22 protein-coding genes and 1 pseudogene are annotated in these 24,617 nt (G+C 61.3%); 6 read left to right on the top strand and 17 right to left on the bottom strand.

The window, feature by feature from the left end; genetic code table 11:
- Positions 1-98: 98 nt before the first annotated feature.
- Positions 99-1,634, top strand: a complete 1,536-nt coding sequence (locus EFD56_RS11210; protein WP_126905255.1) for a sensor histidine kinase — start codon at positions 99-101, stop codon at positions 1,632-1,634.
- A 48-nt stretch (positions 1,635-1,682) separates the two neighbouring features.
- Here EFD56_RS11210 and EFD56_RS11215 read toward each other — a convergent pair whose 3' ends face one another.
- Positions 1,683-2,072, bottom strand: coding sequence for a diacylglycerol kinase (locus EFD56_RS11215; protein WP_037117640.1), 390 nt, complete (start codon positions 2,070-2,072; stop codon positions 1,683-1,685).
- Positions 2,073-2,214: 142 nt separating this feature from the next.
- The gene (gene cobT / locus EFD56_RS11220; protein ID WP_004678415.1) at positions 2,215-3,231 is read right to left on the bottom strand and encodes a nicotinate-nucleotide--dimethylbenzimidazole phosphoribosyltransferase; all 1,017 of its coding nucleotides are present in this window, start codon (positions 3,229-3,231) and stop codon (positions 2,215-2,217) included.
- 172 nt (positions 3,232-3,403) lie between these two features.
- Between cobT and EFD56_RS11225 the strand changes: the two genes are divergently transcribed.
- From EFD56_RS11225 to EFD56_RS11235, 3 genes are read left to right on the top strand one after another with little or no spacing between them, the layout of a single operon-like run.
- Positions 3,404-4,186: an adenosylcobinamide-GDP ribazoletransferase gene (locus tag EFD56_RS11225; RefSeq protein ID WP_126905256.1), complete on the top strand. Its 783-nt coding sequence runs from the start codon at positions 3,404-3,406 to the stop codon at positions 4,184-4,186.
- Between the two features lie 18 nt (positions 4,187-4,204).
- Positions 4,205-4,417: a DUF1289 domain-containing protein gene (locus tag EFD56_RS11230; RefSeq protein ID WP_004678418.1), complete on the top strand. Its 213-nt coding sequence runs from the start codon at positions 4,205-4,207 to the stop codon at positions 4,415-4,417.
- Positions 4,417-5,118: a TIGR02281 family clan AA aspartic protease gene (locus tag EFD56_RS11235; protein ID WP_126905257.1), complete on the top strand. Its 702-nt coding sequence runs from the start codon at positions 4,417-4,419 to the stop codon at positions 5,116-5,118. The genes EFD56_RS11230 and EFD56_RS11235 overlap by 1 nt, the downstream gene beginning before the upstream one ends.
- 49 nt (positions 5,119-5,167) lie before the next feature.
- Here EFD56_RS11235 and EFD56_RS11240 read toward each other — a convergent pair.
- Positions 5,168-6,450, bottom strand: a pseudogene (locus EFD56_RS11240) (MFS transporter).
- Positions 6,451-6,887: 437 nt separating this feature from the next.
- On the opposite strand from EFD56_RS11240, the gene EFD56_RS11245 reads away from it, so the two are divergent.
- On the top strand, positions 6,888-7,325 hold the full coding sequence (locus EFD56_RS11245) for an EamA family transporter (RefSeq protein ID WP_016733303.1): 438 nt from the start codon (positions 6,888-6,890) through the stop codon (positions 7,323-7,325).
- Positions 7,326-7,348: 23 nt separating this feature from the next.
- On the opposite strand, the gene EFD56_RS11250 is transcribed toward EFD56_RS11245, so the two are convergent.
- Positions 7,349-7,771 carry a hypothetical protein gene (locus EFD56_RS11250; RefSeq protein ID WP_126905258.1) on the bottom strand — a complete coding sequence of 141 codons (423 nt, stop codon included), beginning with the start codon at positions 7,769-7,771 and terminating at the stop codon, positions 7,349-7,351.
- 129 nt (positions 7,772-7,900) lie between these two features.
- On the opposite strand from EFD56_RS11250, the gene EFD56_RS11255 reads away from it, so the two are divergent.
- The gene (locus EFD56_RS11255) at positions 7,901-8,836 is read left to right on the top strand and encodes a LysR family transcriptional regulator (RefSeq protein WP_126905259.1); all 936 of its coding nucleotides are present in this window, start codon (positions 7,901-7,903) and stop codon (positions 8,834-8,836) included.
- Here EFD56_RS11255 and EFD56_RS11260 read toward each other — a convergent pair.
- The 13 genes from EFD56_RS11260 to EFD56_RS11320 all read right to left on the bottom strand — a co-directional run bounded on the left by EFD56_RS11260 (position 8,787) and on the right by EFD56_RS11320 (position 24,607).
- Complete coding sequence (locus tag EFD56_RS11260) at positions 8,787-9,524, bottom strand: SDR family oxidoreductase (RefSeq protein WP_037139820.1); 738 nt, start codon at positions 9,522-9,524, stop codon at positions 8,787-8,789. The two genes, EFD56_RS11255 and EFD56_RS11260, sit on opposite strands and share 50 nt — an antisense overlap.
- A 106-nt stretch (positions 9,525-9,630) precedes the next feature.
- A complete protein-coding gene (locus EFD56_RS11265; protein ID WP_004678436.1) occupies positions 9,631-10,392 on the bottom strand; it encodes an ABC transporter permease in 762 nt (253 codons plus the stop codon).
- Positions 10,389-11,315, bottom strand: a complete 927-nt coding sequence (locus EFD56_RS11270; RefSeq protein WP_037139823.1) for an ABC transporter ATP-binding protein — start codon at positions 11,313-11,315, stop codon at positions 10,389-10,391. The genes EFD56_RS11265 and EFD56_RS11270 overlap by 4 nt, the downstream gene beginning before the upstream one ends.
- Positions 11,316-11,598: 283 nt before the next feature.
- Positions 11,599-12,078: a GNAT family N-acetyltransferase gene (locus tag EFD56_RS11275; RefSeq protein ID WP_064825345.1), complete on the bottom strand. Its 480-nt coding sequence runs from the start codon at positions 12,076-12,078 to the stop codon at positions 11,599-11,601.
- Between the two features lie 468 nt (positions 12,079-12,546).
- Positions 12,547-14,160 carry a glycoside hydrolase family 43 protein gene (locus EFD56_RS11280; protein WP_126905260.1) on the bottom strand — a complete coding sequence of 538 codons (1,614 nt, stop codon included), beginning with the start codon at positions 14,158-14,160 and terminating at the stop codon, positions 12,547-12,549.
- A gap of 154 nt (positions 14,161-14,314) precedes the next feature.
- The gene (gene mgrA / locus EFD56_RS11285) at positions 14,315-15,346 is read right to left on the bottom strand and encodes an L-glyceraldehyde 3-phosphate reductase (RefSeq protein WP_126905261.1); all 1,032 of its coding nucleotides are present in this window, start codon (positions 15,344-15,346) and stop codon (positions 14,315-14,317) included.
- Positions 15,347-15,577: 231 nt separating this feature from the next.
- Positions 15,578-16,711 carry a Gfo/Idh/MocA family protein gene (locus EFD56_RS11290; RefSeq protein ID WP_064822198.1) on the bottom strand — a complete coding sequence of 378 codons (1,134 nt, stop codon included), beginning with the start codon at positions 16,709-16,711 and terminating at the stop codon, positions 15,578-15,580.
- A gap of 8 nt (positions 16,712-16,719) precedes the next feature.
- A complete protein-coding gene (locus EFD56_RS11295) occupies positions 16,720-17,481 on the bottom strand; it encodes a sugar phosphate isomerase/epimerase family protein (RefSeq protein WP_126905262.1) in 762 nt (253 codons plus the stop codon).
- Between the two features lie 38 nt (positions 17,482-17,519).
- Positions 17,520-19,979, bottom strand: coding sequence for a beta-mannosidase (locus tag EFD56_RS11300; protein WP_126905263.1), 2,460 nt, complete (start codon positions 19,977-19,979; stop codon positions 17,520-17,522).
- A 272-nt stretch (positions 19,980-20,251) separates the two neighbouring features.
- Positions 20,252-21,358 (bottom strand): ABC transporter ATP-binding protein, encoded by a 1,107-nt coding sequence (locus tag EFD56_RS11305; RefSeq protein WP_126905264.1) that lies wholly within the window; start codon positions 21,356-21,358, stop codon positions 20,252-20,254.
- A 4-nt stretch (positions 21,359-21,362) separates the two neighbouring features.
- Positions 21,363-22,307 (bottom strand): carbohydrate ABC transporter permease, encoded by a 945-nt coding sequence (locus EFD56_RS11310; RefSeq protein ID WP_064818393.1) that lies wholly within the window; start codon positions 22,305-22,307, stop codon positions 21,363-21,365.
- Entirely contained in the window at positions 22,300-23,205 is a 906-nt protein-coding gene (locus EFD56_RS11315; RefSeq protein WP_016733315.1) for a carbohydrate ABC transporter permease, read from the bottom strand. The genes EFD56_RS11310 and EFD56_RS11315 overlap by 8 nt, the downstream gene beginning before the upstream one ends.
- Positions 23,206-23,374: 169 nt before the next feature.
- Entirely contained in the window at positions 23,375-24,607 is a 1,233-nt protein-coding gene (locus EFD56_RS11320; RefSeq protein ID WP_012484129.1) for an ABC transporter substrate-binding protein, read from the bottom strand.
- Positions 24,608-24,617 lie beyond the last annotated feature (10 nt).

The raw sequence follows: 24,617 nt of genomic DNA on the forward strand, positions 1-24,617 counted from the left end.
CTCCTTAAAAAACAAACCCTTGGCAAAGATGGCAAACATCTTCTTAAGAATTGCCGGTTAAGCTCTTATCCACCCTGGGATGAAGTTTCAACGTGCACATGAGTACCGGCGTAAGCACATCGACCGACAAGATTATCGTCGACAGGTCGCGTAGCCACCGCAACAAGGCCGTTTCCAAGGCCGTGCGGCAGACGCGCGAACGTCTTCAGTCCGGTCATGCGTCCAATTCCTCCTTCGACCGTGACGTCCTTAAGATGTACATAGCATCGATGCTGCAGGGCGCGACGATCATGCCGCTGTTCGTCGTCATCATCACCGCCCTCGGCGTCTATTTCACCCACGATACGCGTTTGCTCTTCTGGGCGCTGCTGACGCTCACCTGCCACACCGGCAATATCCTGCTCGCGCGGCGCGCGCGCCGCCAGGAAATCACCTCCGAGAGCGCCCGCAAATGGCGCCGCCTGCTGCTCTCCGGCCAATTCCTGGTTGGCTGCTGCTGGGCCGTCTTCGCGCTGCAGGGCTGCGACACCTGCGAGCCGTCGAGCTTCATTCTTTATAAGGGCGCAACATTGCTGATTGCGCTCTCCGTCACGGCGATGTCGAATTTCATGCTGACGCCTGCCGTGCTGGTCGCCTTCGCGCCGGCGGTCCTGGCGCTTGGCGCCAAGAGCGGCCTGTCGCGCGACCTCCTCGAAATCAGCCTGACCGGCCTGTTCACGACCACCCTGGTCTTCTTCAACTATATCAGCGACCGGCTGTTCAAATCGAACCTCAGGATCCTCTCCTATCAGTCGGAGAAGGACGACCTGATCGCCGAGCTTGAAGTGGCGAAATCGATGTCGGACGAGGCGCGCCGCCGCGCCGAGGAGGCAAACCTCGCCAAGTCCCGCTTCCTCGCCTCGATGTCGCACGAACTCAGGACCCCGCTCAACGCCATCCTCGGCTTCTCCGAGGTGATGTCGGCAGAAGTCATGGGACCGCTCGCCAATCCGACCTACAAGGAATATGCCGGCGATATCCACCGCTCCGGCCAGCATCTGCTCGATCTCATCAATGAAATCCTCGACCTGTCGCGCATCGAGGCCGGCAAATACGAGCTGAGCGAGGAGGCGATCTCGCTGCTCGATATCACCGAGGATTGCATCGGCATGGTCCAGCTGCGCGCCCGCGCCAAGAACATCGCCATTTCGGATCAATTCGAGCGGCAGCTACCGGCCATCTGGGCGGACGAGAAGTCGATGCGCCAGGTGGTGCTCAACCTTCTCTCCAATGCCGTCAAATTCACGCCGCAGGGCGGCGAAATCCACGTCAAGGTCGGCTGGACGGCTGGTGGCGGCCAGTACATCTCGATCAAGGACAACGGCCCCGGCATTCCGGAAGAAGAGATCCCCGTCGTCCTCTCGGCCTTCGGCCAAGGTTCGATCGCCATCAAAAGCGCCGAACAGGGCACCGGCCTCGGCCTACCGATCGTCCAGGCGATCCTTGCCAAGCATGACGGACAGTTCCTCTTGAAGTCGAAGCTGCGCGAGGGCACCGAGGTCATCGCCATCCTGCCCGCCAAGCGCGTGCTCCAGAGCCTGCCGGCTGTCGAAGAGGCCCAGGCCGTCGCCCGCAAGCGCAAGAGTTTTGCCTGATTCAGCTAAAGCATGATGCCGAAAAGTGTGAGCGGTTTTCGGACGACATCATGCGGGTCCAAAGAAGATATGTTTGCCGAGAACGAAGCCGAGATAGAGACAGCAGGCGGCGATCATGCAGCTCACCGCAAAGGAACCGAGATCCTTGGCATGTTTACCGACGATCGAAATCTCCGGCGAAATCCGGTCGATCACCTCTTCGACGGCGGTATTCATCGCCTCCATCGAAAAGAGCCCGAGAAACAGCAGAACTGCGACGACCATCTCACCGGCGGTCGCGCCGACCAGCGCCAGCGCTGCGATCGAAACGACGAAGAAGCCGAGTTCCTGGCGAAAGGCAGCTTCCTTCAGCACGCGCAGAAAGCCCGCCCAGGAATAGCTGGCGGCGGCGATGAAATGCCGAAATCCGGTCTCTTTCGTCACCGCAGGCTTCATCACCACGCCCTCTCCTCTTCCCATTGCGCCACGGACCCGGGAAAGGCTTCGCCGTCTCCCCTTTGGTGAGCCAATAGGCAAATAGCGAATCCGCCTGAACGGTGCAAGCGAACCGGAGACCGCATCGCCGGTGCCGGTCGCGGCCTCAATGTTTGCCGCTCACACCCGCCTGGGCAAAGGTTGCCATGCCGGAATGGCAGGCGGCCGCCGCCTTGACGATACCGGCGGCCAGCGCCGCACCGGTGCCTTCGCCGAGCCGCATGCCGAGCGCCAGAAGCGGCGTCTTGCCAAGCATCTCGATCGAGCGCAGATGCCCCGGTTCGGCAGAGACATGGCCGATCAGGCAATGATCGAGCGCGGTAGGATTTGCGGCTTTGAGGATCGCAGCCGCGGCAGTCGCGACATAACCGTCGATCAGCACCGGAATGCGCTCCATGCGGGCGGCAAGAATGGCGCCCGCCATCGCCGCAATCTCGCGCCCGCCGAGCCGCCGCATGATCTCGAGCGGATCGTCGAGATGGTCGCTATGCAGCGCCACTGCCTTTTCCACCGCCGCGATCTTGCGCTCCAACATATCGCCTTCAGAGCCGGTGCCGGGCCCCACCCAGTCGCGCGCCGAACCGCCATAGAGCGCATAGTTGATCGCGGCCGCAATTGTCGTATTGCCGATGCCCATCTCGCCGATGCAGAGCAGATCGGTGCCGCCGGCGATCGCCTCCATGCCGAAAGCCATGGTCGCGGCGCAGTCACGCTCTGAAAGCGCCGCCTCTTCGGTGATATCGCCTGTGGGATAATCGAGCGCCAGATCGAAGACTTTCAGCCCGAGATCGTGGGCGACGCAGATCTGGTTGATTGCCGCGCCGCCGGCTGCGAAATTCTCGACCATCTGCTGGGTCACGGCCGGCGGAAACGGCGTGATGCCGTGTCTGGTGACGCCGTGATTGCCGGCGAAGATTGCCACCAGCGGCCGGTTGACGGCGGGTGGGCGGCCCGTCCAGGCGGCAAGCCAGAAGGCGATTTCCTCGAGCCGTCCCAGCGCACCCGGCGGCTTGGTCAGCTGCGCGTCGCGTTCGCGTGCGGCCACCAGCGCGCGGGCATCCGGCCCCGGCAGGTCGCGAAGCAGGGTACGGAAATCGTCGAACGGCAGGCCTGAAACGCTCATCTGTGCGGTTTTCCTATGAATTCGGCTATCTTGTTTTCACGCAAACCACTTGTTTGCGTCGAGCAAATCAGCTTCTTTGCGGTGGCTCTCTCTTAAAGCCGGCGAACCAAGCGAACAACACCAAAAGCGCCGCCGCGACCATAAGTCGGGACCTCCGGCAGAACGAAACAGAATGAAGATCAAGGATTATGCGGTCGATACCGCCCGCGCCGTCGCCTTCCTCAGCCGTCTTCCCATGCCGCCAGCGCTGTTCAACGGCTATGACGGCAGGCTCGGCCGTCTGGTGCGCGCCTTTCCCTTCGCCGGCCTTCTCATCGGCTTTGTCCCGGCCTTCGCCCTCCTCCTTCTTCTGGGCCTGCGCGCCGATCCACTGGTAGCCGCACTGGTCGCACTTGCCGTCCAGGCTCTTGTCACCGGCGCGCTGCACGAAGATGGTTTGGCGGATACGGCCGACGGCATCGGCGGTGGCAAGAGCCGTGAACAGAGCCTCATCATCATGAAGGACAGCCGGATCGGCACCTATGGCGCCATCGCGCTCATTCTCTCCATCGCGATCCGCGCGGCAGCTCTTGCCGCCATCGTCCGCCATTCCTCACCTCTCGCAGCGGTCCTTACCATCCCCGCCGTCGCGGCGCTGAGCCGCGGCGCAATCGCCTGGCATTGGCAGCGGCTGCCGCCGGCAAAGGTCGATGGCGTGGCCGCCTCGACCGGTCAGCCGGATGAGGCGGCGATGCATTTTGCGCTCGTCGCAGCCGGTCTCCTCGCAGCACTTCTGATCTGGCCGGCCTTCGGCCTGTGGCCGCTCGTCGCCAGCCTGCTCGCCGCCGGCGCTGCAGGATTTGCCTGCACCGTCTTCATCCGCCGCCGGCTTGCCGGCCACACCGGCGACACGCTGGGGGCGACGCAGCAGATCTGCGAAATCGCCACTTTATGCGCCCTTGCCACGGCTCTTTGAAACTCCGATATATCCTCCATGCAAACACCCTGCATTCACGTCTGCTCCATGGTTTCAGCCACCGGTTTTTGCGCCGGATGCGGCCGCACTCTTGAGGAAATCGGTGGCTGGATGAACTATACCGAGACCGAGCGCGGCGGGATCATGGCGCTGTTGCCGGCGAGGCTCGCAGCCGCCGCCACGAGGAGCCACATGGAAACAAGCCTCGCCGCGCGGCCGGAGCAGCCCTGATGATCCGTTTGACTGTCTTCCTCGTCATAATCGGCATCGGCCTTGCCGTGCTCATCCTCAACAATGACACCAGCCGCATCCTCGGCCTGCAAAGCGACGATTTCGGCCGCGTCGTCTACCTGCTGCCGATCGCACTGATGCTGTCGGCCGGCATCTGGGGAAGCCGGCGCAGCGTCGGCGAAACCATGCGCCAGATGATGATCTGGCTGGTGATCATCCTGGCGCTCGTCACCGTCTATCTCTATCGCCAGGAAGCGCTCGGCGTCGGCAACCGCGTGCTCGCCGGCCTCGTTCCCGGCCGCGCCGTCGTGGTCACGACGAGCGAGGGTGGCGAGGAAATCATCCTGCACAAGCTGTTGAACGGCCATTTCGAAGCCGACGTCAATGTCAATGGCCGACCGGTCGAGATGCTCGTCGACACCGGCTCCAGCATGGTCGCGCTCTCGCACGAGGATGCCGAACGCATCGGCATCGATCTCACCGGCCTCACCTATTCGATGACGGTTATGACCGCCAACGGCCGCAGTCGCGCAGCCCCGATCACGCTCGACCAGGTGGCGATCGGTCCGATCGTCCGCAACAATGTTGCAGCCAGCGTCGCCGAGGACGGCCGGCTCGACCAGAGCCTGCTCGGCATGAGCTTCCTGGAAACCCTGGGCTCCATGCAGATGCAGACCGACGAACTGCGCCTGCGGGATTGAGCCCCTGGCGTCGCAGGGCTCACCATCTGCCGCCTTCCGATAGCGGACCTCACCCGCCCCGTCGGGTTTCGGCAGGCTCTCCATGCGGAGCGCCCGGAGCAGTTCGCCCGTCGATGAACCCGCCGAAAGCGCGGCCAAGAGGGCGAGCGACGCCGAGGTCAGCAACATCGCGAACAGCGTCGGAATTGCGCCGGCCTCGCGGAGAAACAGTCCGGCGATTGAAGCGATCAGCGCCCCGCCGGCGATCGACATGGCAGCGGCAAGGCCGGCGGCGGTGCCGGCGAGATTGGCGCGGACCTACATCACCCCCAGATTGGCGGCCGGAAAGGTCAAGCCATTGCCGATGCCGATGAACATGCAGGGTCCGAAAAACGCCAGGATATGCGTGACGCCTGAGATCGACAGGGTCGGCCCCAGCAGCAGACCCATGCAGGTCGATAGGCGCGCAATGACGAGCGTGATGCTGAGCGATCTTCCGGTCGATCGGGCAGCCAGATAGCTGCCCAGAATGAAGCCTGCGGGAACCATCCCCATGAATAAACCCAGTTTCGCGCTCGATCCGCCGAGCAATGGACCGACGGCCAAAGATGCACCTCCGAGGAAGATATAAAGAGTGGCGGTGGAGCAGGCCATGCACAGCGTATACGCGCAGAACCGCGGCGAACTCAGGAGCTGCCGATAAGAGGCAAGATAATTGCCTCTCGGTCTCGACGCATGCCCGGCCGTTTCCTTCAGCTCGCGCATGGAAATCGCAAGGATGGCTGCGCCAAGCAGCGCGAGAGCGACGAAGATCGCCCGCCACCCAAACGCTTCGTCCAGGACGCCGCCGAGACTCGGACCGAGCATCGGGGCGATTGCCCAACCCATGGCGGCATAGCCAATCCTGTTGACAGCCTGGCCTTCGCCCCCCGTCTCCTTGATGACGACAAGAGCGACGCAGAAACAGGCGGCGATCGACGCCTGCATCACGCGAAACAACAGGAAAATGCCGATATTGGGAGCGAGCGCGCAGCCCATGGACGCGACGATGAAAATCGAAACGGCGATCAGCGCCACCGGCCGGCGTCCGTAGCGATCCGACATCGCGCCCGCGACAATTTCCGTCACGGCGTTGATGATCGCATAGCCCGCAATCGAAAGATTGACGAGGGCGAAATCGGCCCGAAACGTGGCAGCGATGTTTGGCAGCGCCGGCAGATATATGTTGACCGGCAATACCGATAGCGCCGTCAGCAGCAGGAGGATCGTGCGTCGGGGTGCCGCCGTCGATGTCGTGACCGTTTTCTCGGTCAGGCGGCTGCCGGAAGTCTGAACGGAATTATTGCCTGTCATGGTCCTACCCGTCTTGTCAGCGAGATTTGTGGAGAGTCTGACGAGGCGCAACGCAAATTCAGGGCACAAAAAAAGCCCCGTCAGGAGCTCGAACTACCGCGCATGGGGCTGATCGCCGGATGGTTACACCATCCTGCCCATGCGCTTTATCACCACGACAAGAACCATTGCGATCTTCATGGCCGCTATGGCTAGACGAATATTTCCACCCCGTCAACGTGAGGTTTCACCGCCCGTGGAAATGCAAGCCAGTCACCCCGTGCGACCAATGGCGCGATGCCACTTTACGGCACGGGCCGGATCTGTCACCTTCACCGGCAAAACAACAAGACCACAAAGAGCAAGAAGAAACTCCTAGTCTGGTGGCACCCCGCATGTTCGTTCGGCCATCGCTTCGGGCGATGGCTTTGACCAATGGGTGCGACAGGAGTTTCGCGATGAATTCACTCTGGCCGATCATCGTCGGCGGCGTCTTGCCTGCCATTTTCTGGGGCATCACCGCCATCTTCCAGAAGCAGAGCGCCACGGCCGCTACCGGCTCCGCCGTCTATCTGATCGCCTTCGGCACGGCCTGTGCTTTCGCCGGCTTGATTGCGGCGCTGGTCTGGCGTCCCGCTCCCTGGAGCCTCGAGGGCCTTGGTTTGGCCGCGACCGCCGGCACCTGCTTCGCCCTCGGCACCGGCCTGATCAGCTTCGCGCTCTTCGCTTACGGCGTTCCCGTCTCGAAACTCGCGCCGATCTGGAGCTGCAACGTGCTGGTGACGCTCGCCATCGGCGCCCTTTACCTCGGCGAGGCCTCAGAGATCAACACAGGCAAGCTCGCCGCCGGCACCCTCCTCATTCTCTCAGGCGCTCTCCTCGTCAGCAGCGCCTGAGGGGAATGCGCAAGATAAGACAATCAATAGGAGACAAGGACTTTGCCGATAATACGTCGCTGCCTTACAACCAGCGGAACCGCGATACCGAAATCGGACTCACCTAAAAAGATGTCGGCGGTAACTCGCCGGCCGGAAAAATCGATGCGCGATCGCGAACCCCCGAAGGAACAGGGATCAGTCGAGCAATAGATGCGCAGTTCACCCCCCTTCAAGCCCGAAGACACCGTAATCGCGAGATGGACGGCGGAATTGGCATGGTCGACAAGGTCGCAAGAAACATCCGGGACGCATGATACCTCAGCAGAGATCGGCTCGTTTTGCCCAATGACCACGGCATAAGTAACTTTGACGGGCGCTGCGGCCACGTACGACCGGCTTCCTTGTGGGTTTAAAAAGAGGAGCGCGGCAATCGCGAAGACTTCAAACACGCTGCTGGTGATCATCCCCTGCCCCCGCGACCAGCAACGCTGGACATTTTTCGTGTTAAAATTGCGGCGCTTCCTAAACGCGGCCTGATTGCCGCCCGGTCCTCTTTGTTGATATTCTACGCCCGCGCAATGCCGGAACCTGACATGACTCCACGACAACTGAAGACATTCCTTGCGGTCATCCGCCACGGAAACCTCACGCGCGCCGCTGCCGAGGTCAACCTCGCGCAGTCGAGCCTCAGCGACCAGATACAGGCGCTCGAAGAGGAATTCGGCGCCGAGCTGTTTGTCCGATCCCGGCAAGGCGTCGTCCCGACGCCGGCAGGGGCAGCCCTGAAGGCCTATGCGGAAGAGATCTTGGCGCTGAATGGCGAGGCGAAGGACGCCGTCCGCTCGGCCGCCGGCAATGCCGAACAATCCGTCATATTGGGCACGCTCGAAACCATCGCCGCTGAAAGGCTGGCACCCTGGCTCTCCCGCTTCCGTCGGCAGAATCCCGGCCTCGCTCTCAAACTCAAGGTTGGCGGCAGTGGCGAATTGCATGCGCAACTGCAGCACGGCTCGATCGACGTCGCCTTCACCTTCGATCGCGGCCATGAGGACGAGCGCTTCGCGACGCGCCATATCTGCAGCGAACCGCTGGTGTTGATCGCGGGCCGCAACGCGCAGCTATCCTCATTTGACAGCCTGGCGGCGCTGAGCACCACCCACTTTGTGGCGACCGAAGCCGGCTGCGTCTATCGCTATTTGCTCGATACTGCCTTTGCCGAAGCGGGTGTGACGCCGCCGCCCATCGCAACGGAAGCAGACAGTATCGCAACGATCATTCGCCTCGTTGCCTCCGGCACCGGCTATGGGCTCGTCCCGCGCCTCGCGATCGGGCTGTCTCCGGCGCGTAGCGATATCGTCGAATTGTCGTGGCCGGGCAAACCGCCAGCCGCTTCGCTGGTGATGACGTGGCGGCGCCGGCGCGTTCAGCCGCCAGCGCTCGCCCTTATCCTGCAGTCAGCAAGCGAACATCTCTCGCCGGTCAAACCAGCCGATGTCCGCCCTCGACATGCAGGATCGTGCCCGTCGTAAAGCCGTTGCCGATGAGAAAACGGATTGCGTCGGCAATATCCTCCGGCTGCCCGACTCGGCCGGCCGGCAGGCGCTCCGCCATCGCGTCCAGCGTTGCTTGTTTGGCGTCGCCGGCGACAAAGCCCCAGATCGGCGTATCGACCCATCCGGGCGATACGGCATTGATGCGGATCGGAGCCAACTCGACGGCAAGCGCTCTCACCAGGCCTTCGAGCGCCGCGTTGACGGCTGCGACCACCGAGCCACGCGCTGCCGGTCGATACGCGGCGACCCCCGAGGTATAAGTGATGGATCCCAGAGGCGACAGATGGGCGGCGCCATGTTTTGCCAGCAGCAGCGGTCCATAGAACTTGCTTTCGACCACCCGTTGCGCCGCCGCAAGCTCAATCGACGGCAGGAGCTGATAGGCGCCTTCGATATCGGCCGCCGTGCTGACGATATGATCCAGCGGTTCGCCGTGCTGAAACAGCGCGGCGACCTCTTCCTCCCGGGTTATATCGACGGCACGTATCGCGAGTTTCGGATGGTCGCCGAGGTGGCGGCGGGCTGCCGCGAGCCTCTCCCGGCTGCGCCCCGCGATCGTCACCGAGGCTCCCTCGGCAAGCAGGCGCATGGCAAGCGCCAGTCCCATGCCGGAGCTGCCACCGACAATCAACACCTTCGCACCTTCAATCCTGATCGCAGTCATCTCGCATCTCCATTTGAATGAGAGAGCAGATGCCCCGGACGGCAGCGGAAGAAAAACGGAAGAAATCGATAGCGTCATCGGAGTTTCCGATGACGCACGGTCAGCGTCAGTTGCGCAGCCGGTAACCGGTCTTGAAGATCCAGCCGAGCGTGCCGAGGCAGATCGCCAGGAACACCGTGATCATCGCCAGGCTGGTCGCCGGATTGACATCGGCGATCCCGTAGAAGCTCCAGCGGAATCCGCTGACGAGATAGAGGACCGGATTGAAGTGGCTGACTGCCTGCCAGAAGGGCGGCAGCATGTTGATCGAGTAGAAGCTGCCGCCGAGGAAGGTCAGGGGCGGCACCACCAGCATCGGAATAAGATTCAGCTGCTCGAAATTGCCGGCCCAGATGCCGATCATGAAGCCGAACAGGCTGAAGGTGACGGCCGTCAGCAGGAAGAACAGGATCATCATGAAGGGATGCTCGATCCTGACGTCGACAAAAAGATTGGCGGTCAGCAGGATAATGAAACCGATGATCATCCCTTTGGTCGCCGCCGCCCCGACATAGCCGAGCAGGATTTCCGTCATCGCCACCGGCGCCGACAGCACCTCGTAGATCGTGCCGGTGAATTTCGGGAAATAGATGCCGAAGGAGCCGTTGCTGATGCACTGGCCGAGCAGCGTCAGCATGATCAGGCCGGGTGTGATAAAGGCGCCGTAGGAAACACCCTCCACTTCCTGTATGCGCGAGCCGATCGCCGCGCCGAAGACGATGAAATAGAGCGATGTCGAAATCACCGGCGAGATGACGCTCTGCAGCAGGGTGCGGCGCGTGCGCGCCATCTCGAAGAAATAGATCGACTTGATTGCTTCGACGTTCATTTTGCCGCTCCCACCAGGGCCACGAAGATGTCTTCGAGCGAACTTTGCCGCGTCGACAGATCCTTGAAATGAATATTGTTCTCGCTCAGCCGGGTGAGCAGGGTCGCGATGCTCTCCTGCTCGTTATCGGCATCGAAATCATAGGTCAGCCGGCAGCCTTCGGCTTCCAGCGTCAATCCGTTGCCGGCAAAACAGTCCGGCAGCCGCTCGAGCGGTTCGGTGAGATCGAGGATGAGCTGCTTGCGGCCGAGCTTGGCCATCAGCGCCGCCTTGTCCTCGACGAGCAGCAGTTGCCCGCCATTGATGACGCCGACCCGGTCGGCGATCTCCTCGGCCTCTTCGATATAATGTGTTGTCAGGATGATGGTGACACCGGAAGCCCGCAGCTGCTCGACGACATTCCACATATCCTTGCGCAGCGTCACGTCGACGCCGGCGGTTGGCTCGTCGAGGAAAAGGATCTCGGGCTCATGGGAGAGCGCCTTGGCGATCAGCACACGCCGCTTCATGCCGCCGGAGAGCTGGCGCAGCATGTTGTCCTTCTTGTCCCAGAGCGAGAGCGCTCGCAGCACCTTCTCGATATGGGCGGGGTTGGCCTTCTTGCCGTGCAGCCCACGGGAAAAGCTCACCGTATTGAACACCGTCTCGAACTGATCGGTGGTCAGTTCCTGCGGCACAAGCCCGATCATGGAGCGCGTTGCGCGGAAATCCTTGACGACATCGTGACCGGCGACCAGCACCTGGCCGCCGCTCGGGTTGGCAATGCCGCAGATGATCGAGATCAGCGTCGTCTTGCCAGCGCCGTTCGGTCCGAGCAGCGCCAGGATCTCGCCCTTCTCCACATCGAGGTTGATGCCCTTCAGGGCCTCGAACCCATTGGCATAGGTCTTGGTCAGGTTCTGGACGGAAATAATGGGGGCCATGCGGAACTCTTGTGGATTCTCGAAGTATTTCGGCCCGCTATATAGTTCGTCTGTGTCGGTTTGACATCCTTCGGGAACGTGAACACTGCATTCACGCAGCACCAACACCGTTCCAAGGATAACCACGTCTCCGACCAGTGACGTGCCCCTAGCTAGCTCTCAGCTATTGTCTCGACAATCGCACCTGGACGTCGTTGGCAAGTCCATCGGCTACGGATTCGGCCCGGACCTATCGGCTCCCTGAGTATGCTTCCGCTGAAGATCGGCGTCTTGATCTGTACCTTCATCCGGCCGCAAAGGCGCTCAGTTTTTCGCCGGACAGGCGGTAGCGGACCCACTCCTTCATAGGCTGGGCGCCGATCGCCTCATAGACCTTGATGGTAGGCTCGTTCCAGTCAAGCACGCTCCATTCGAACCGGCCGCAATTGTTTTCCAGCGCGATTTCAGCAAGGCGCCGCAGCAATGCCTTTCCGGCGCCGAGGCCGCGGGCCGTCGGCGTCACGTATAGATCCTCAAGATAAACGCCCTTCCTGGCTTGCCAAGTCGAATAGTTGAAGAACCAGATGGCCGAACCAATCGCCTCACCATCCTTCTCGCAGATCAGAGCATGCGTGACTGATCCCTCGCCAAAAAGAGATTCGGTCAGCGTCTCGATAGTCGCTTCGACCTCGTGCTCAGCCCTCTCGTAGACGGCCAACTCCCGGATGAACCTCAGGATCGTCGCCGCATCAGCGCGCACCGCGTCGCGAATCTTTAAAGTCATCTCACACCCGGTTGGATTTGGAACAGAGATCGACGTTGTGCGGAAAAGTGAGTGCGGCGTCAATGATCTCGTCCTTTCCTCAGCTGGCTCCAGCCTGGGCAATTGCACAGGGGAGATAGCTTCATGTTCAACGGCGCACAGCAGCAGTATTTCCTGCCGCCGATCGTTGAAAGAAAGGTGACGGTCGGTTCGGATGTCATCATCCGGTGATATTCTTGCCCGATAAGAGAACCGAGGCCAGCACCGGCATCCGCCCCGCCGCCCATCCGTTTGCGGAGCCATCCTCCGGCGTTCTCGTTGCGCCCTATTTCCGCTGCCTCGGCATGTAGTGAAAGTTATTGTCAGTCACCAAGTGCTTTGAACCGGCCAATATCCCCTGTCCAGCCGCGTTCGCCTCAGCCGGCCTTGCGCCGGCTTTCTTTTTAATTGCCGCGGAATAGGAGTCGCAAGACGAGGTGCGAGCCGCACTCACAACTCGTCGTAATTGAGCCAGTCGAAATCCGCGACTTTCCCCCGCCCCGACGTATCGAAGGCAAACACGCCGGCGAAGGCGCCGGTGAAGGAGCCGTGTTCGCCGCGCCCGCCTTCATCGGAAACCACACCTGCATCGAGAACCGGCCCGATCGGCTGCCAGGCGCCCTTGCCTTCGGTCTGCCAGAAGAATTGCAGGTCGTTTTCGCGGATTTCCATGGCGAGCTGGACGCGCCCCTCGGCGAGGATCGCGACGCCGCTCTCGGCGGGAAAGCTCAGGCGGCCGTTCGGGTAGTCGCCGCTGCAGGACAGGATCGTAACGCAGCGGCCGAGCGTTTCGTGCAGCGTCACGGCGACGGCGTGGAATTTGTGGCGGTTGTAGTAATGCGTCAGCCCAGCCACCTGCTGATAGGTATCAGGTGAGAATTCAACCACGGTTTCGGCGCGGAAGCTGTGATGCTCCTGCCGACGGGCGACCAACGCCTGTTCGAACCAGGAGCCGATGCTTTCGCGCCCGATCAGGCGCAGATGGCCGGGACGGTCCGTCAGGTTGAAGATGCGCGTTGGCTCGGGCGTGCGAAGCCACTGGAAATCTGCGGGAAGTTTGCCCCCGTCGAAATTGTATTCGGTGCGCATCGGCTTTTCCGCCGGTACCGCGCCGAAGAGGCCCGGCACATCGACCTCTGGCACTGTCGTGCCGTTTTCCAGGTAAAGCCAGTCGTCGTCGCGCCAGACGCATTTCTGCAGGCTCGTTTCGCGCCCCAGCGTGCAGCGCCGCTTCGGCGGCAGCGGCCGGCCGCAGAGATGGGTATGATAGGCTTGACCGTCAGGCGTCTCGACATATTGGCCATGCCCCGCCCGCTGCAGCACCGCGCCCGGATGATCCTTCGAGGTGATGAGGTGCATGTTCGGGTGCATCTCATAAGGCCCGTCAATGCGGCGCGAGCGCGCCATGGTGACGGCGTGGTCGTAGCCGGTGCCGCCCTCGGCGGTTGTCAGATAGTACCAGCCATTGCGCTTGAAAAGATGCGGGCCCTCGACGAGACCAAGCGGGCTGCCGGCGAAGATGTTCTTGATCGGGCCTTTCAGCGCCTTCGTCGCCGGGTCCCACTCCTGCAGCAGGATGCCGTCGAAGGCCGGTGATTTCGGCGAACCGCCGAAGCTCTCGGTGCGGTGGTTCCACTGCATGTTGACGAACCACTTGCGGCCGTCATCGTCGTGGAAGAGCGAAGGATCGAAGCCGGAAGAGTTGACATAGACCGGCTCGGACCATTCCGCTTCGATAGAAGGCGCGGTGACAATGTAGTTATGCGCATCCTTGAAATTGCCGTCGAAGCGCTTGACGTCGGTATAGACGAGCCAGAACTGCCCATCGGCAAAAGAAAGGCACGGCGCCCAGATGCCGCAGCTATCAGGATTGCCGCGCATGTCGAGCTGCGAGGTCCGTTCCAGCGGCCGGCGCACCAGCGTCCAGTTCACCAGATCGCGCGAATGGTGGATCTGCACCCCGGGATACCATTCGAAGGTGGAGGTGGCGATGTAATAATCCTCGCCCACACGGCAGATCGACGGATCGGGATTGAACCCCGGCAGGATGGGATTGCGGATCATGATGAAGCCTCCTCCTTAGATTATTTCTGTGGTACGTACGTCAGACGAAGGCGGGAAAACCTCTCCTCCATCATCTCTGTCCTCGGGCGAAGCTTGGGCCACACGAATGAGGGAGCCTGTGGCGACATGCTGCCACAAACTCCCACTGCCCATACTACTCCCGCTCTGCCGACTTCGCCCACAAATTGATATCAGCCTCGCGGGCGTAGACGTCGATCTCAGCGAGTTCTTCCAGGCTGAATTCGAGATTATCCAGCGCCTTGACGCAATCGACGATCTGCGAGGAACGGCTGGCCCCGATCAGCGCCGAAGTCACGCGTCCGCCGCGCAGCACCCAGGCGATCGCCATCTGCGCCAGCGTCTGGGCGCGGCGCTCGGCAATCTCGTTGAGCTTCCTGATATTGTCGATGATCGAGGAACGGATGAAGTCGCGCTTCAGGAAATGGTTCTGGGCTGCGCGGCTGTCATCAGGAATGCCGCCGAGATATTTCGTGGTCAGCATGCCCTGGGCAAGCGGCGAGAAGACGATCGAGCCCAGGCCGACCTCATCGAGTGTGTCGAGCAGCCTGTCGTCCTCGACCCAGCGGTTGAGCATCGAATAGCTCGGTTGGTGAATCAGGCACGGTGTGCCGAGCTCCCTGAGGATTGCGGCCGCCTCGCGGGTGCGCTGCGAATTATAGGAGGAGATGCCGACATAGAGCGCCCGGCCGGAGCGGACGATGTGGTCGAGCGCCCCGCAGGTCTCTTCCAGCGGCGTGTCCGGATCGAAACGGTGCGAATAGAAGATGTCGACATAGTCGAGGCCCATGCGCTTCAGGCTCTGGTCGCAGGAGGCGATCAGGTATTTGCGGCTACCCCATTCGCCGTAAGGGCCTGGCCACATGTCGTAGCCGGCCTTGGAGGAGATGATCAGCTCGTCGCGAAGCCCGGAAAATTCTGTCCGCAAAATTTCGCCGAAGGCGGTCTCGGCACTGCCGGGAGGCGGACCGTAATTGTTGGCGAGATCGAAATGGGTGATGCCGAGATCGAAGGCCGTGCGGCACATGTCGATCTTGCGATCATGCGGCGTGTCGCCGCCGAAATTGTGCCAGAGGCCGAGGGAAACGGCCGGCAGCTTCAGGCCGGAACGCCCGACGCGGTTATATTTCATTTTCGAATAACGGTCTGCGGCTGGTTGCCAGCTCATGAGACTCTCCTTGCTAAAATATCTCAATAGATGCCCCGCAGGGCCCGACTCAGGAGCTGCCCCTCATCCGGCTGCCGTTACCTTCTCCCCGTAAACGGGGCGAAGGGACATACCGCACCCGCTCGCTTAAATCTCAACCCTGCGTTTGGCACGTCCCCTCTCCCCGTTCTTTACGGGGAGAGGGTTAGGGTGAGGGGCAATCTTCACCACGACGATTCTAACGCTATCCTATCACTTCAACAGCGCGTGCGCCTCTTCGATGCCGAGCGCAGCCGGCTGGGTGCAGGTCGTGGTGAGGTCGATGAAACGCCCTTCCTCGCCCGACTTCAGGATCGAGGTCATCACGTCGACACCGTGCAGCGTGCGGTCGAGCGAGCAGCGCGCGTCGCGGCCTTCGATCAACGACATCGCCATGTCGGCAAGGCCGGCCGTGCGGTAGTTGGCGCGCGAGCCACTGGGGCTTTCCTGGTTGATCTTGCCGAAGGGATGCTCCCAGGCTTCCAGCGGCTTGATGTCCTTGTCGCGGCCGCTTGCCTCGACGGTGCCACCGAAGAAGTTCGGATCCGGCACGTAGAGCGAGCCATCGGTGCCGTAGAGCTCCATATTGGCATGGCGATGCGACCACACGTCCCAGCTCGCCGTCAGCGTCACCGTGGCGCCGTTGACGAATTCGAGCAGCGCCTGGATCGTCGTCGGCGTCTTGACCGGGATGATCTCACCATTGCGCGGCTGGCTGGTGATGGTGCGGGTCTCCGATGCCATCGAGGTCATGGCGCCGACGCGTTTGACCGGGCCGATCAGGTTGATCAGGTTGGCGATGTAATAAGGGCCGAGATCGAGGATCGGGCCGCCGCCCGGCAGGAAAAAGAAATCCGGGTTCGGATGCCACATCTCCATGCCGGGGCTCATCACGTAGCAGGCGCCCGAGGTTACCCGGCCGATGCCGCCGTCGTCGATGAACTTGCGGGCAAGCTGATGCGCGCCGCCGAGGAAAGTGTCCGGCGCGCAGCCGACGGCAAGGTTTTTTGCTTTGGCGATGCGGCGAAGCTCCTCGCCCTGCTCCAGCGAAAGCACCAGCGGCTTTTCCGAATAGACGTGTTTGCCGGCCTCGAGGATCGCCTTCGACACCGGAAAATGCGCATCCGGAATGGTCAGATTGACGACGACGTCGATCTCGTCATTGGCGAGCAGCGCGTCGATCGTCTGTGCCTTCACGCCATATTCCTTGGCGCGGGCCTCGGCGGCCTGCAGGTTGATATCGGCGCAGGCCAGCACCTTCAGCCCCTTGAAGAGTGGTGCGAGCGAGAAGTAGGTGGTGGAGATGTTGCCGCATCCGATGATGCCGACGCCAAGTTCCCTGGTCATGATGTGCCTCAATAAGCCTTGAAGGATGCGATCGAACGGCTGATGTTGCGGTCGATGTCTTTGGGATTGTCATGTTCGACGACGAAGTGCTTGGCCTTGGTGCCGCGAAGCGCCGCGATCAGCTTGGCCCATTCAACCTTGCCATGGCCGACATCGGCCCAGCCGTCCTCGTCCTTCGCCTCGCCTGCCGGCGCGATATCCTTGACGTGGACCGAAGTGATGCGAGAGCCGAGTTTCTCGATCCAGGCGAAGGGATCGGCGCCGCCGCGGATGACCCAGGCGATATCGGCTTCCCAGGAAATGTCGGGCGCGCCTTCGAAGATGCGCTCGATCGGCAGCGAGCCGTCGACCAGCTTGACGAACTCGAAATCATGGTTGTGCCAGCCGAATTCGTAGCCGGCTTCTTTATAAGGCTTGCTCATCTCCTGCAGCCGCTTGCCGAAGGCCGTCCAGCCGGCGGCATCCGAGGGGCGCTGTTCGGCCGCCAGGTGCGGCGCATAGATCGAGTCCATGCCGAGAATCTTGGCAATATTGAGCGACTTCTGAACTTCCTTCTCCAGGAAATCGGGGCTGAAATGGCCGCTCGCCATGACCAGGCCATTCTTGTCGAGCTCGGCGCGAAGGCTTTTCAAGCCGGCATCGTCGAGATCGGCGTAGATGCCGCCGAAGCCTTCGACTTCGGCATAACCTGCCTTGCCGAGCTTCTCGAAAATCGCCGAATAGGGCTGGAAGTTGCGCGCGCTATAGAGCTGGTAGCTTAGTTTCGTCATCATGTTCTCCTTGGGCCTCGTGCCCATGCTTGGGAAGATCAATCCGCTGATTGGCAGGAATGCAGGTCGTAGAACCGGAAGTCCGGCAGCTTGCCGCGTTCGAGCTGATGTGCCGGGGTAAAGGTGATGCGGCGGCTTTCGCCGGCCGCGAGATCGAAGGCGTTGTCAGAATATTTGCCGTCCGTCTCGCTCTCGATCATCACGAAGAGCGCAAGTCCCTTCGCGGTGACGTTGATGTCGACGGCGCCGCTCGCCTCGACATATTCATGGGTGACCGTCAGCCCCGCGGGCTCGAGCTCCAGCGCCTTATAGGTGCCGTTGACATAATGCCCCTCGCCGCCCATGCCGTTCGAGGCTGTGAAATGCCAGGCGAGCAGCGTTCCCTCGCCGATCTCAGCGACGTCGATGGTCGCAGCCGTCACCGCCGCATCCGGCGAGCAGACCGCCTGCACATCTTTCAGGTGCTTCCGCTCGCCGTTCATCGTCAGAACAGTAATTGAAAGATCGACACTGACATCGGCAAGCGTGTCGTTGACCAGCGAGAAACGGATCGTCTTGCCGTCCTCGGAAGGAATGGCCGCGACTGCCACCGGCTGGAAGAAGCGCTTTACGAGATAATGCATCGCCTTCCAGCGCCCGCCATAATCGAGGCTCGACCAGGAAGCGACCGGCCAGGTGTCATTGAGCTGCCAGTAGATCGTGCCCATGCAATGGGGTTTCAGCGACCGCCAGTATTCCACCGCCGTCTTGATCGCCAGGCCCTGCTGGATCTGCGAGAGATAGACGAAGTTCGGGAAATCCTTGGGGAAGCGGAAATAACGGAACATCGTGCCGGCGATGCGCTCGTTGCCGCCGGTATTCTTTTGATGCAGCTCCATGACAGGAGAAGCGACGTTCATGTCCTTCTCCTCGGCATAGGTCTTGATGACAGGCAGGGAGGTATAGGACTGGAAGCCGAACTCCGAGCAGAAGCGCGGCCGCACCGAACGGTAATTGTCGAACGACTTGTTCTCGTGCCAGACCGACCAGTAATGCATGTCGCCGGAGCCGTCGGCATGCCAGGCATCGCCGAAATCGAGATAGCCGGAGGCCGGGCTCGACGGCCACCAGAGCGCGCCGGGCAACGCTTTCTTCACCGCCTGCTCGATCGTTCGGTTGAGCCGGTCGTAGGAGACGAGATAGCGGTCGCGGTCCTTCCGCGATTCCTCGAACCATGTCAGCGCGCCGACAAGTTCGTTGTCGCCGCACCAGAGCGCGATCGAGGGATGGGAGGAGAGCCGGCGGACCTGGTAATCGACTTCTATTGCCACATTCTCGAGAAAGTCCTCCGTCGAGGGATAGAGATTGCAGGCGAACATGAAGTCCTGCCAGACCAGGAGACCCAGCCGGTCGCAGAGATCGTAGAAATGATCCTGCTCATAGAAGCCGCCACCCCAGACGCGGACCATGTTCATATTGGCGGCTTTCGCCGACTGCAGCAAATCTTCGGTCTTTTCAGGCGACGAGAGCGAATAGAGCGCATCGGCCGGAATCCAGTTGGCGCCGCGGCAGAAGACCTCTCTGCCGTTGACCTTGAACGCAAAGCGGCTGCCTGATGCATCCGGCGTGGTGATCAGCTCGATGGTACGGAGACCGATCTGCTTCGTCACCACCTCATCGGGCAGCTCGACGGAGAGCGTGTAAAGCGCCTGCTCACCGCTGCCGGAGGGCCACCAGAGGCGCGGCCTGTCGATATGGAAGAGGTGATTGACCGTTGTCTCGCCCTTGACGCCGACATCGAGGCGCACGCGCTCTCCGTCGAGATCGAAATAGACCTGCGCGATTCCGGCATGCTTGGCATAGAGGCTCGCCGTCACCGTGAGATCGACAGAGCCGTCATTGTTGTGGGCCTGGCGGGTAACGACATGCTCGATGCGCGCCGTCTCGAGCTTCTTTAGCGCGATCGTGCCGTAGAGGCCGAAGGGCGCAATGGCGATATTCCAGTCCCAGCCGAAGTGGCATTGCGGCTTGCGCAGCATATTGCCGTCCGGGATCGGCGAATTACCCGTGCTGTAAGGAATATAGAAGGGCTGCTTCTTCTGCCGCTCGGCACCAACGGCGGGATTGGAGGCAAACACGATGCGGATGACGTTGTCACCCGATTTCAGCATGCTCGAGACATCAGGCCGGTAGCGGCGGAAGCTGTTGTCGGCTTCGAGCGCCAGGAAGCCGTTGACGTAGACGCTGGCGACCGTGTCGAGATAGTCGATATCGAGATACCAGTCGCCGTCTACCTCCTGCAGTGCAAAGCTGCGCTCGACCGCCCACTCACGCTCGGCGACCCACTGCACCTTCTGCTCGTTGCGCCCGAAATAGGGATCGGGGATCAGGCCGGCCCGGTGAAGCGCCGTATGCACGTCGCCCGGCAGTGCGATGACGCTTTTGATCTCGCCATCGACGGAGGTCAGCTGCCACGAACCGGAAAGGTCGATGCTGGAGGGAGGCGGTTGTTGCGTCACGATTTCATTTCCGATTTCGAAAAGGGTTGAGTTCTTGAAGGAAGGGCAAATGTCGCTGTTCGGCGGCTTTCACCTAGTCGTTCGTCAGAGACCTGTCGTTTTTGTCCTCATCCGCCCACTCCGCTCTCCGTCATCCTCGGGCTTGACCCGAGGATCTACACCGCATCCACCAGCAGCAACGGGCATGGATCCTCGGGTCAAGCCCGAGGATGACGGAGGGCGGGATTGGCCTTTTCGTCAAACTCGCCCGGGGCTCAATCCACAAATCTCCGCTAAAGCCGCAGCTCGGTCTCGGCGTCGAACACCGAAGCCAGCGTCATGTCGAAGCTCAGCTTCACCTTGGCTCCGACATTGAAGCGGCGCGCGCCGTTGACGCGGACCGACATCGTGTGACCGGCATGTTTCAGCCAAAGGAGATTGTCCGCGCCCATCGGCTCCTCGATATCGACGGTCGCGTCATGTTCCTCGCCGCCGGTGTTTTCGTTGACCTTGATATGCTCGGGGCGAACGCCGAGCACCACCTTGCGGCCGGGCTGCAGCGCCTCATTAGCCTCGTAGGCGGCCAGCGAAAAGATGACGCCATTCGCCGAAAAGGCGATGCCGTCGCCTGCCTTGACCAGTTCGCCGCGCAGGAAATTCATCGACGGCGAGCCGATAAAGCCGGCGACGAAAAGGTTGCGCGGCCGATTGTAGATCGTCGTCGGATCGTCGAGCTGCTGGATGATGCCGCTCTTCATGATGGCGATGCGATCGGCAAGCGTCAGCGCCTCGATCTGGTCGTGCGTGACGTAGATCATCGTATTCTGCAGCGACTGGTGCAGACGCTTGATCTCGACGCGCAGCTCCGAGCGAAGCTTGGCATCGAGGTTGGACAGCGGCTCGTCGAACAGGAAAACGTCGACATCGCGCACCAGCGCCCGGCCGATTGCCACGCGCTGGCGCTGGCCGCCGGAAAGCTCGGCCGGTTTGCGCTTCAGAAGCGGCTGGATCTGTAGGATCTCGGCGGCGCGCGCCACGCGCTTGTCGATCTCGGCCTGCGGCACCTTGGCGACGCGCAGGCCGAAGGAGAGGTTCTTCTCGACGGTCATCTGCGGATAGAGCGCATAGGACTGGAACACCATGCCGATGCCGCGGTCCTTCGGTTCCTCCCAGGTGACGTTCTTGCCCTTGATGAAGATCTGCCCTTCCGAGGCGTCGAGCAGGCCGGCAATGCAGTTCAGCAAGGTCGACTTGCCGCAGCCGGATGAGCCGAGCAGCACCAGGAATTCGCCGTCATTGATGTCGAGGTTCAGATCCTTCAATACGCTGACCGCGCCGAAGTTCAGCGACAGATCCTTGATGGAAACACTTGAATTGGAGACACTCGAATTCATGTTCATGTGATCAACCCTTCACTGCGCCAGCGGCGATGCCGCGGACGAAAAGCCGTCCCGACACGAAATAGACGATCAGCGGCACGAGACCCGTCAGGATCGTTGCCGCCATGTTGACGTTGTATTCCTTCACGCCCTGAACGGAATTGACGATGTTGTTGAGCTGCACGGTCATCGGATAGGTATCCGGCCGGGTAAAGACGACGCCGAACAGGAAGTCGTTCCAGATTCCGGTCACCTGCAGGATCATCGCGACGACGAAGATCGGCAGCGACATCGGCAGCATGATCTTCAGGAAAATCTGCCAGAAACCCGCGCCATCGACGCGCGCCGCCTTGAACAGCTCTTCCGGCAGCGAGACGAAATAGTTGCGGAACAGCAGCGTCAGGATCGGCATGCCGAAGATCGAATGCACGATGACGAGACCGGTTAGGGTGCCGTAAATGCCGATTTCGCGCAGGATGATGACGATCGGATAGATCATCACCTGATAGGGAATGAACGCCCCGATGATGAGGATCGAGAAGAAGAGCTCCGATCCCTTGAAGCGCCAGTTTGCCAGCGCGTAGCCGTTCACCGAGGCGATGGCGATCGAGATGATGACCGACGGCACGGTGATGCGCACCGAATTCCAGAAGCCGCGCGACAGGCCATCGCAGTTCAAGCCCGTGCAGGCCTCCGCCCAGGCCTTCACCCAAGGCTCGAAGGTGATTTCCATCGGCGGTGAGAAGATGTTGCCGAGGCGGATTTCCGGCATGCCTTTCAGCGACGTCACAACCATCACATAGAGCGGCAGCAGGTAATAGAGCGCCGCGATGGTCAGCGTGCCGTAGAGCATGATGTTACGCGGCGACAAAGCCGGGCGCGGCTTCGGGCCGCTTGGGCCATCGCCGAGCCTCTGCGAGACGGCATCGATACCGGCGGCCGTGGTGTTGAGAGTTCCGATATTAGCCACGCTTGCGCCCTCCTCCGAATTCCAGATAGGCCCACGGAACGATGATGATCGCGACCGTGACCAGCATCATCGTCGAGGCGGCAAAGCCCTGCCCCAGGTTCTGCGCCTGGAACATGTAGTCGTAGACGTATTTCGCCGGCACTTCAGACGAGATACCCGGACCGCCCGAGGTTTGCGCGACGACGAGGTCGTAGACCTTGACGATGCCCGAGGCGATGATGACGATCGTCGTGATGAAGACCGGCCGCATCATCGGAATGACGATCAGGAGATAGGTCTTCCACATCGGGATGCCGTCGACGCGCGCAGCCTTCCAGATGTCCTCGTCGATACCGCGCAGCCCGGCGAGCATCAGGCACATGACCAATCCGGTCCCCTGCCACAGTGCCGCGATCAGAATGCCGTAAATGACGATTTCAGGCGTATAGAGCGGATTGAAGGTGAAGCTTGTCCAGCCGAGCGAGCGCACCACCGACTGCACGCCGAAATCCGGGTTCAGCACCCACTGCCAGACAAGGCCCGTCACGATGAAGGACAGCGCGAAGGGATAGAGGAAAATGGTGCGAAAGGTGTTTTCGAAACGGATCTTCTGATCCATCAGCGCAGCGAGCACGAAGCCGATGACCAGACTGAAAATCAGCGAAAGAACGCCGTAAAGGGCCAGATTTTCAATCGCCGTCACCCAGCGGGGCGCCGCCCAGAGGCGTTGATATTGATCGATACCGACGAAGCTCAGCCGCGGGAGGAGCTTGGAATTGGTGAAGGAATAAAAGACCGTCCAGAATGTGCCGCCGACAAAGATCACCAGCGCCGTCAGGATCATCGGGATGGATGCAATCTTGGCATTCAGATTGCGCAGTAACTTGATTGGTCGGCCGGCTTGCGCTTGACCCGTCATGAACGCTTCTCCTCAAATCGCAACTGCGGCCCACAGCAAGGTATGGCGCCATCTGCCATCCCTGCCCCGGTTTTACCGGGAAGGCCGGAGAGATGCCGCCAGCCGAACTTCCGTCCGGGGAAGGATCCGGCCCTTGCGGAGCCGGATCCGAAGGCAGCGAATCAATCGATCAGTCAGCCGAAGCAATGATCTCGGCGAAACGCTTCTGGGCGTCTTCCGGCGTCATCGACGGATTGGCGAAGAATTCGGAGAAGAGGTCTTCCTTCTGCTTCTGGCTGTCGGCCGAAAGCAGCTGGTCGGTGCCCTGGATCACGTTGCCCTTCGACAGGATATCGAGACCCTTCTTCATGCAATCATTGGCAGCGGCAAGATCGACGTCGCCACGAACCGGCAGCGAGCCCTTCTTCAGGTTGAAGGCAACTTGAGTCTTGGGATCGAGCAGGGTCTTGGCGAGCACGGCCTGCGCCTTGGATTTTTCCTCATCCTTCAGCAGCGGGAAGTAGAAGGCGTCACCGCCGGTCGAGATGATTTCGTTCACGCCGAGGCCCGGCAGGCAGGTATAGTCGGTACCGGCCTTCTGACCGGCGAGCGCGAATTCGCCCTGCGCCCAGTCGCCCATGATCTGACCGCCGGCCTTCCCCGTGATGACGAGGTTGGTGGCCTGGTTCCAATCCTGGACATTGGTGCCCTTGGACATACGGCGCGCATCGTCGGCGGCCTTGAAGACCTTAGCGATTTCAGGGCCGGCGGCAGCTTCCGCATCCTTGTCCTTAAAGACCTTGTTGAAGGTGTCCTTGCCGGCAATCGCCACCATCAGCACGTCGAAGGCGCCTGCAGCCTGCCACGGCTGACCGCCGACGGCGAGCGGAAGGATACCGGCCTTTTCGAGAGCCGGCGCGGCAGCGACGAATTCGTCCCAGTTCTTCGGAACCTCGACGCCGGCCTTCTTGAAGGCGGCGTTCGAAAGCCACAGCCACTGCCAGGAGTGGATGTTGACGGGAGCGCAATAGATTTTACCGTCGATGGTGCAGGAATCGAGCAGGCTCGACGGACGGATGATGTCCTTCCAGTGCTCGGCGGTCGCCACATCGGTCAGGTCGCGCATGAGGCCGGCCTGAACGAGCTCCTCGGCCTGGCGGCCATGGTTGAACTGCGTGGCGCCCATCGGATCGCCGCCGGTGATGCGGCTGATCATGATCGGACGGGCCGTACCGCCGGAACCGGCAATAGCGCCATCGACCCAGTGGTTGCCGGTGGCGTCGAAGGCCTTGGCCAGCTCGGCGACGGCCGCGGATTCGCCGCCGGATGTCCACCAGTGCGTGACTTCGAGATCGGTGGCGTTTGCGCTGATCGGAAGCGCGGCCGAAGCGGCAAGCAGTGCCGCCATCATACGAATTTTCATGAGTTCTCCT

It is taken from the genome of Rhizobium phaseoli, assembly GCF_003985125.1.
Classification (GTDB): domain Bacteria; phylum Pseudomonadota; class Alphaproteobacteria; order Rhizobiales; family Rhizobiaceae; genus Rhizobium; species Rhizobium phaseoli.

Excerpts from the sequence above, each read along its gene's own strand:
- cobT (WP_004678415.1), bottom strand. The coding sequence starts at position 3,231 with ATGAGCGTTTCAGGCCTGCCGTTCGACGATTTCCGTACCCTGCTTCGC.
- EFD56_RS11305 (WP_126905264.1), bottom strand. The coding sequence starts at position 21,358 with ATGAACATGAATTCGAGTGTCTCCAATTCAAGTGTTTCCATCAAGGAT.
- EFD56_RS11250 (WP_126905258.1), bottom strand. The coding sequence starts at position 7,771 with ATGATCACCAGCAGCGTGTTTGAAGTCTTCGCGATTGCCGCGCTCCTC.
- EFD56_RS11275 (WP_064825345.1), bottom strand. The coding sequence starts at position 12,078 with ATGACTTTAAAGATTCGCGACGCGGTGCGCGCTGATGCGGCGACGATC.
- EFD56_RS11260 (WP_037139820.1), bottom strand. The coding sequence starts at position 9,524 with ATGACTGCGATCAGGATTGAAGGTGCGAAGGTGTTGATTGTCGGTGGC.
- EFD56_RS11290 (WP_064822198.1), bottom strand. The coding sequence starts at position 16,711 with ATGACCAGGGAACTTGGCGTCGGCATCATCGGATGCGGCAACATCTCC.
- mgrA (WP_126905261.1), bottom strand. The coding sequence starts at position 15,346 with ATGAGCTGGCAACCAGCCGCAGACCGTTATTCGAAAATGAAATATAAC.
- EFD56_RS11235 (WP_126905257.1), top strand. The coding sequence starts at position 4,417 with ATGATCCGTTTGACTGTCTTCCTCGTCATAATCGGCATCGGCCTTGCC.
- EFD56_RS11230 (WP_004678418.1), top strand. The coding sequence starts at position 4,205 with ATGCAAACACCCTGCATTCACGTCTGCTCCATGGTTTCAGCCACCGGT.
- EFD56_RS11280 (WP_126905260.1), bottom strand. The coding sequence starts at position 14,160 with ATGATCCGCAATCCCATCCTGCCGGGGTTCAATCCCGATCCGTCGATC.
- EFD56_RS11255 (WP_126905259.1), top strand. The coding sequence starts at position 7,901 with ATGACTCCACGACAACTGAAGACATTCCTTGCGGTCATCCGCCACGGA.
- EFD56_RS11295 (WP_126905262.1), bottom strand. The coding sequence starts at position 17,481 with ATGACGAAACTAAGCTACCAGCTCTATAGCGCGCGCAACTTCCAGCCC.
- EFD56_RS11210 (WP_126905255.1), top strand. The coding sequence starts at position 99 with ATGAGTACCGGCGTAAGCACATCGACCGACAAGATTATCGTCGACAGG.
- EFD56_RS11265 (WP_004678436.1), bottom strand. The coding sequence starts at position 10,392 with ATGAACGTCGAAGCAATCAAGTCGATCTATTTCTTCGAGATGGCGCGC.
- EFD56_RS11320 (WP_012484129.1), bottom strand. The coding sequence starts at position 24,607 with ATGAAAATTCGTATGATGGCGGCACTGCTTGCCGCTTCGGCCGCGCTT.
- EFD56_RS11245 (WP_016733303.1), top strand. The coding sequence starts at position 6,888 with ATGAATTCACTCTGGCCGATCATCGTCGGCGGCGTCTTGCCTGCCATT.
- EFD56_RS11315 (WP_016733315.1), bottom strand. The coding sequence starts at position 23,205 with ATGACGGGTCAAGCGCAAGCCGGCCGACCAATCAAGTTACTGCGCAAT.
- EFD56_RS11225 (WP_126905256.1), top strand. The coding sequence starts at position 3,404 with ATGAAGATCAAGGATTATGCGGTCGATACCGCCCGCGCCGTCGCCTTC.
- EFD56_RS11270 (WP_037139823.1), bottom strand. The coding sequence starts at position 11,315 with ATGGCCCCCATTATTTCCGTCCAGAACCTGACCAAGACCTATGCCAAT.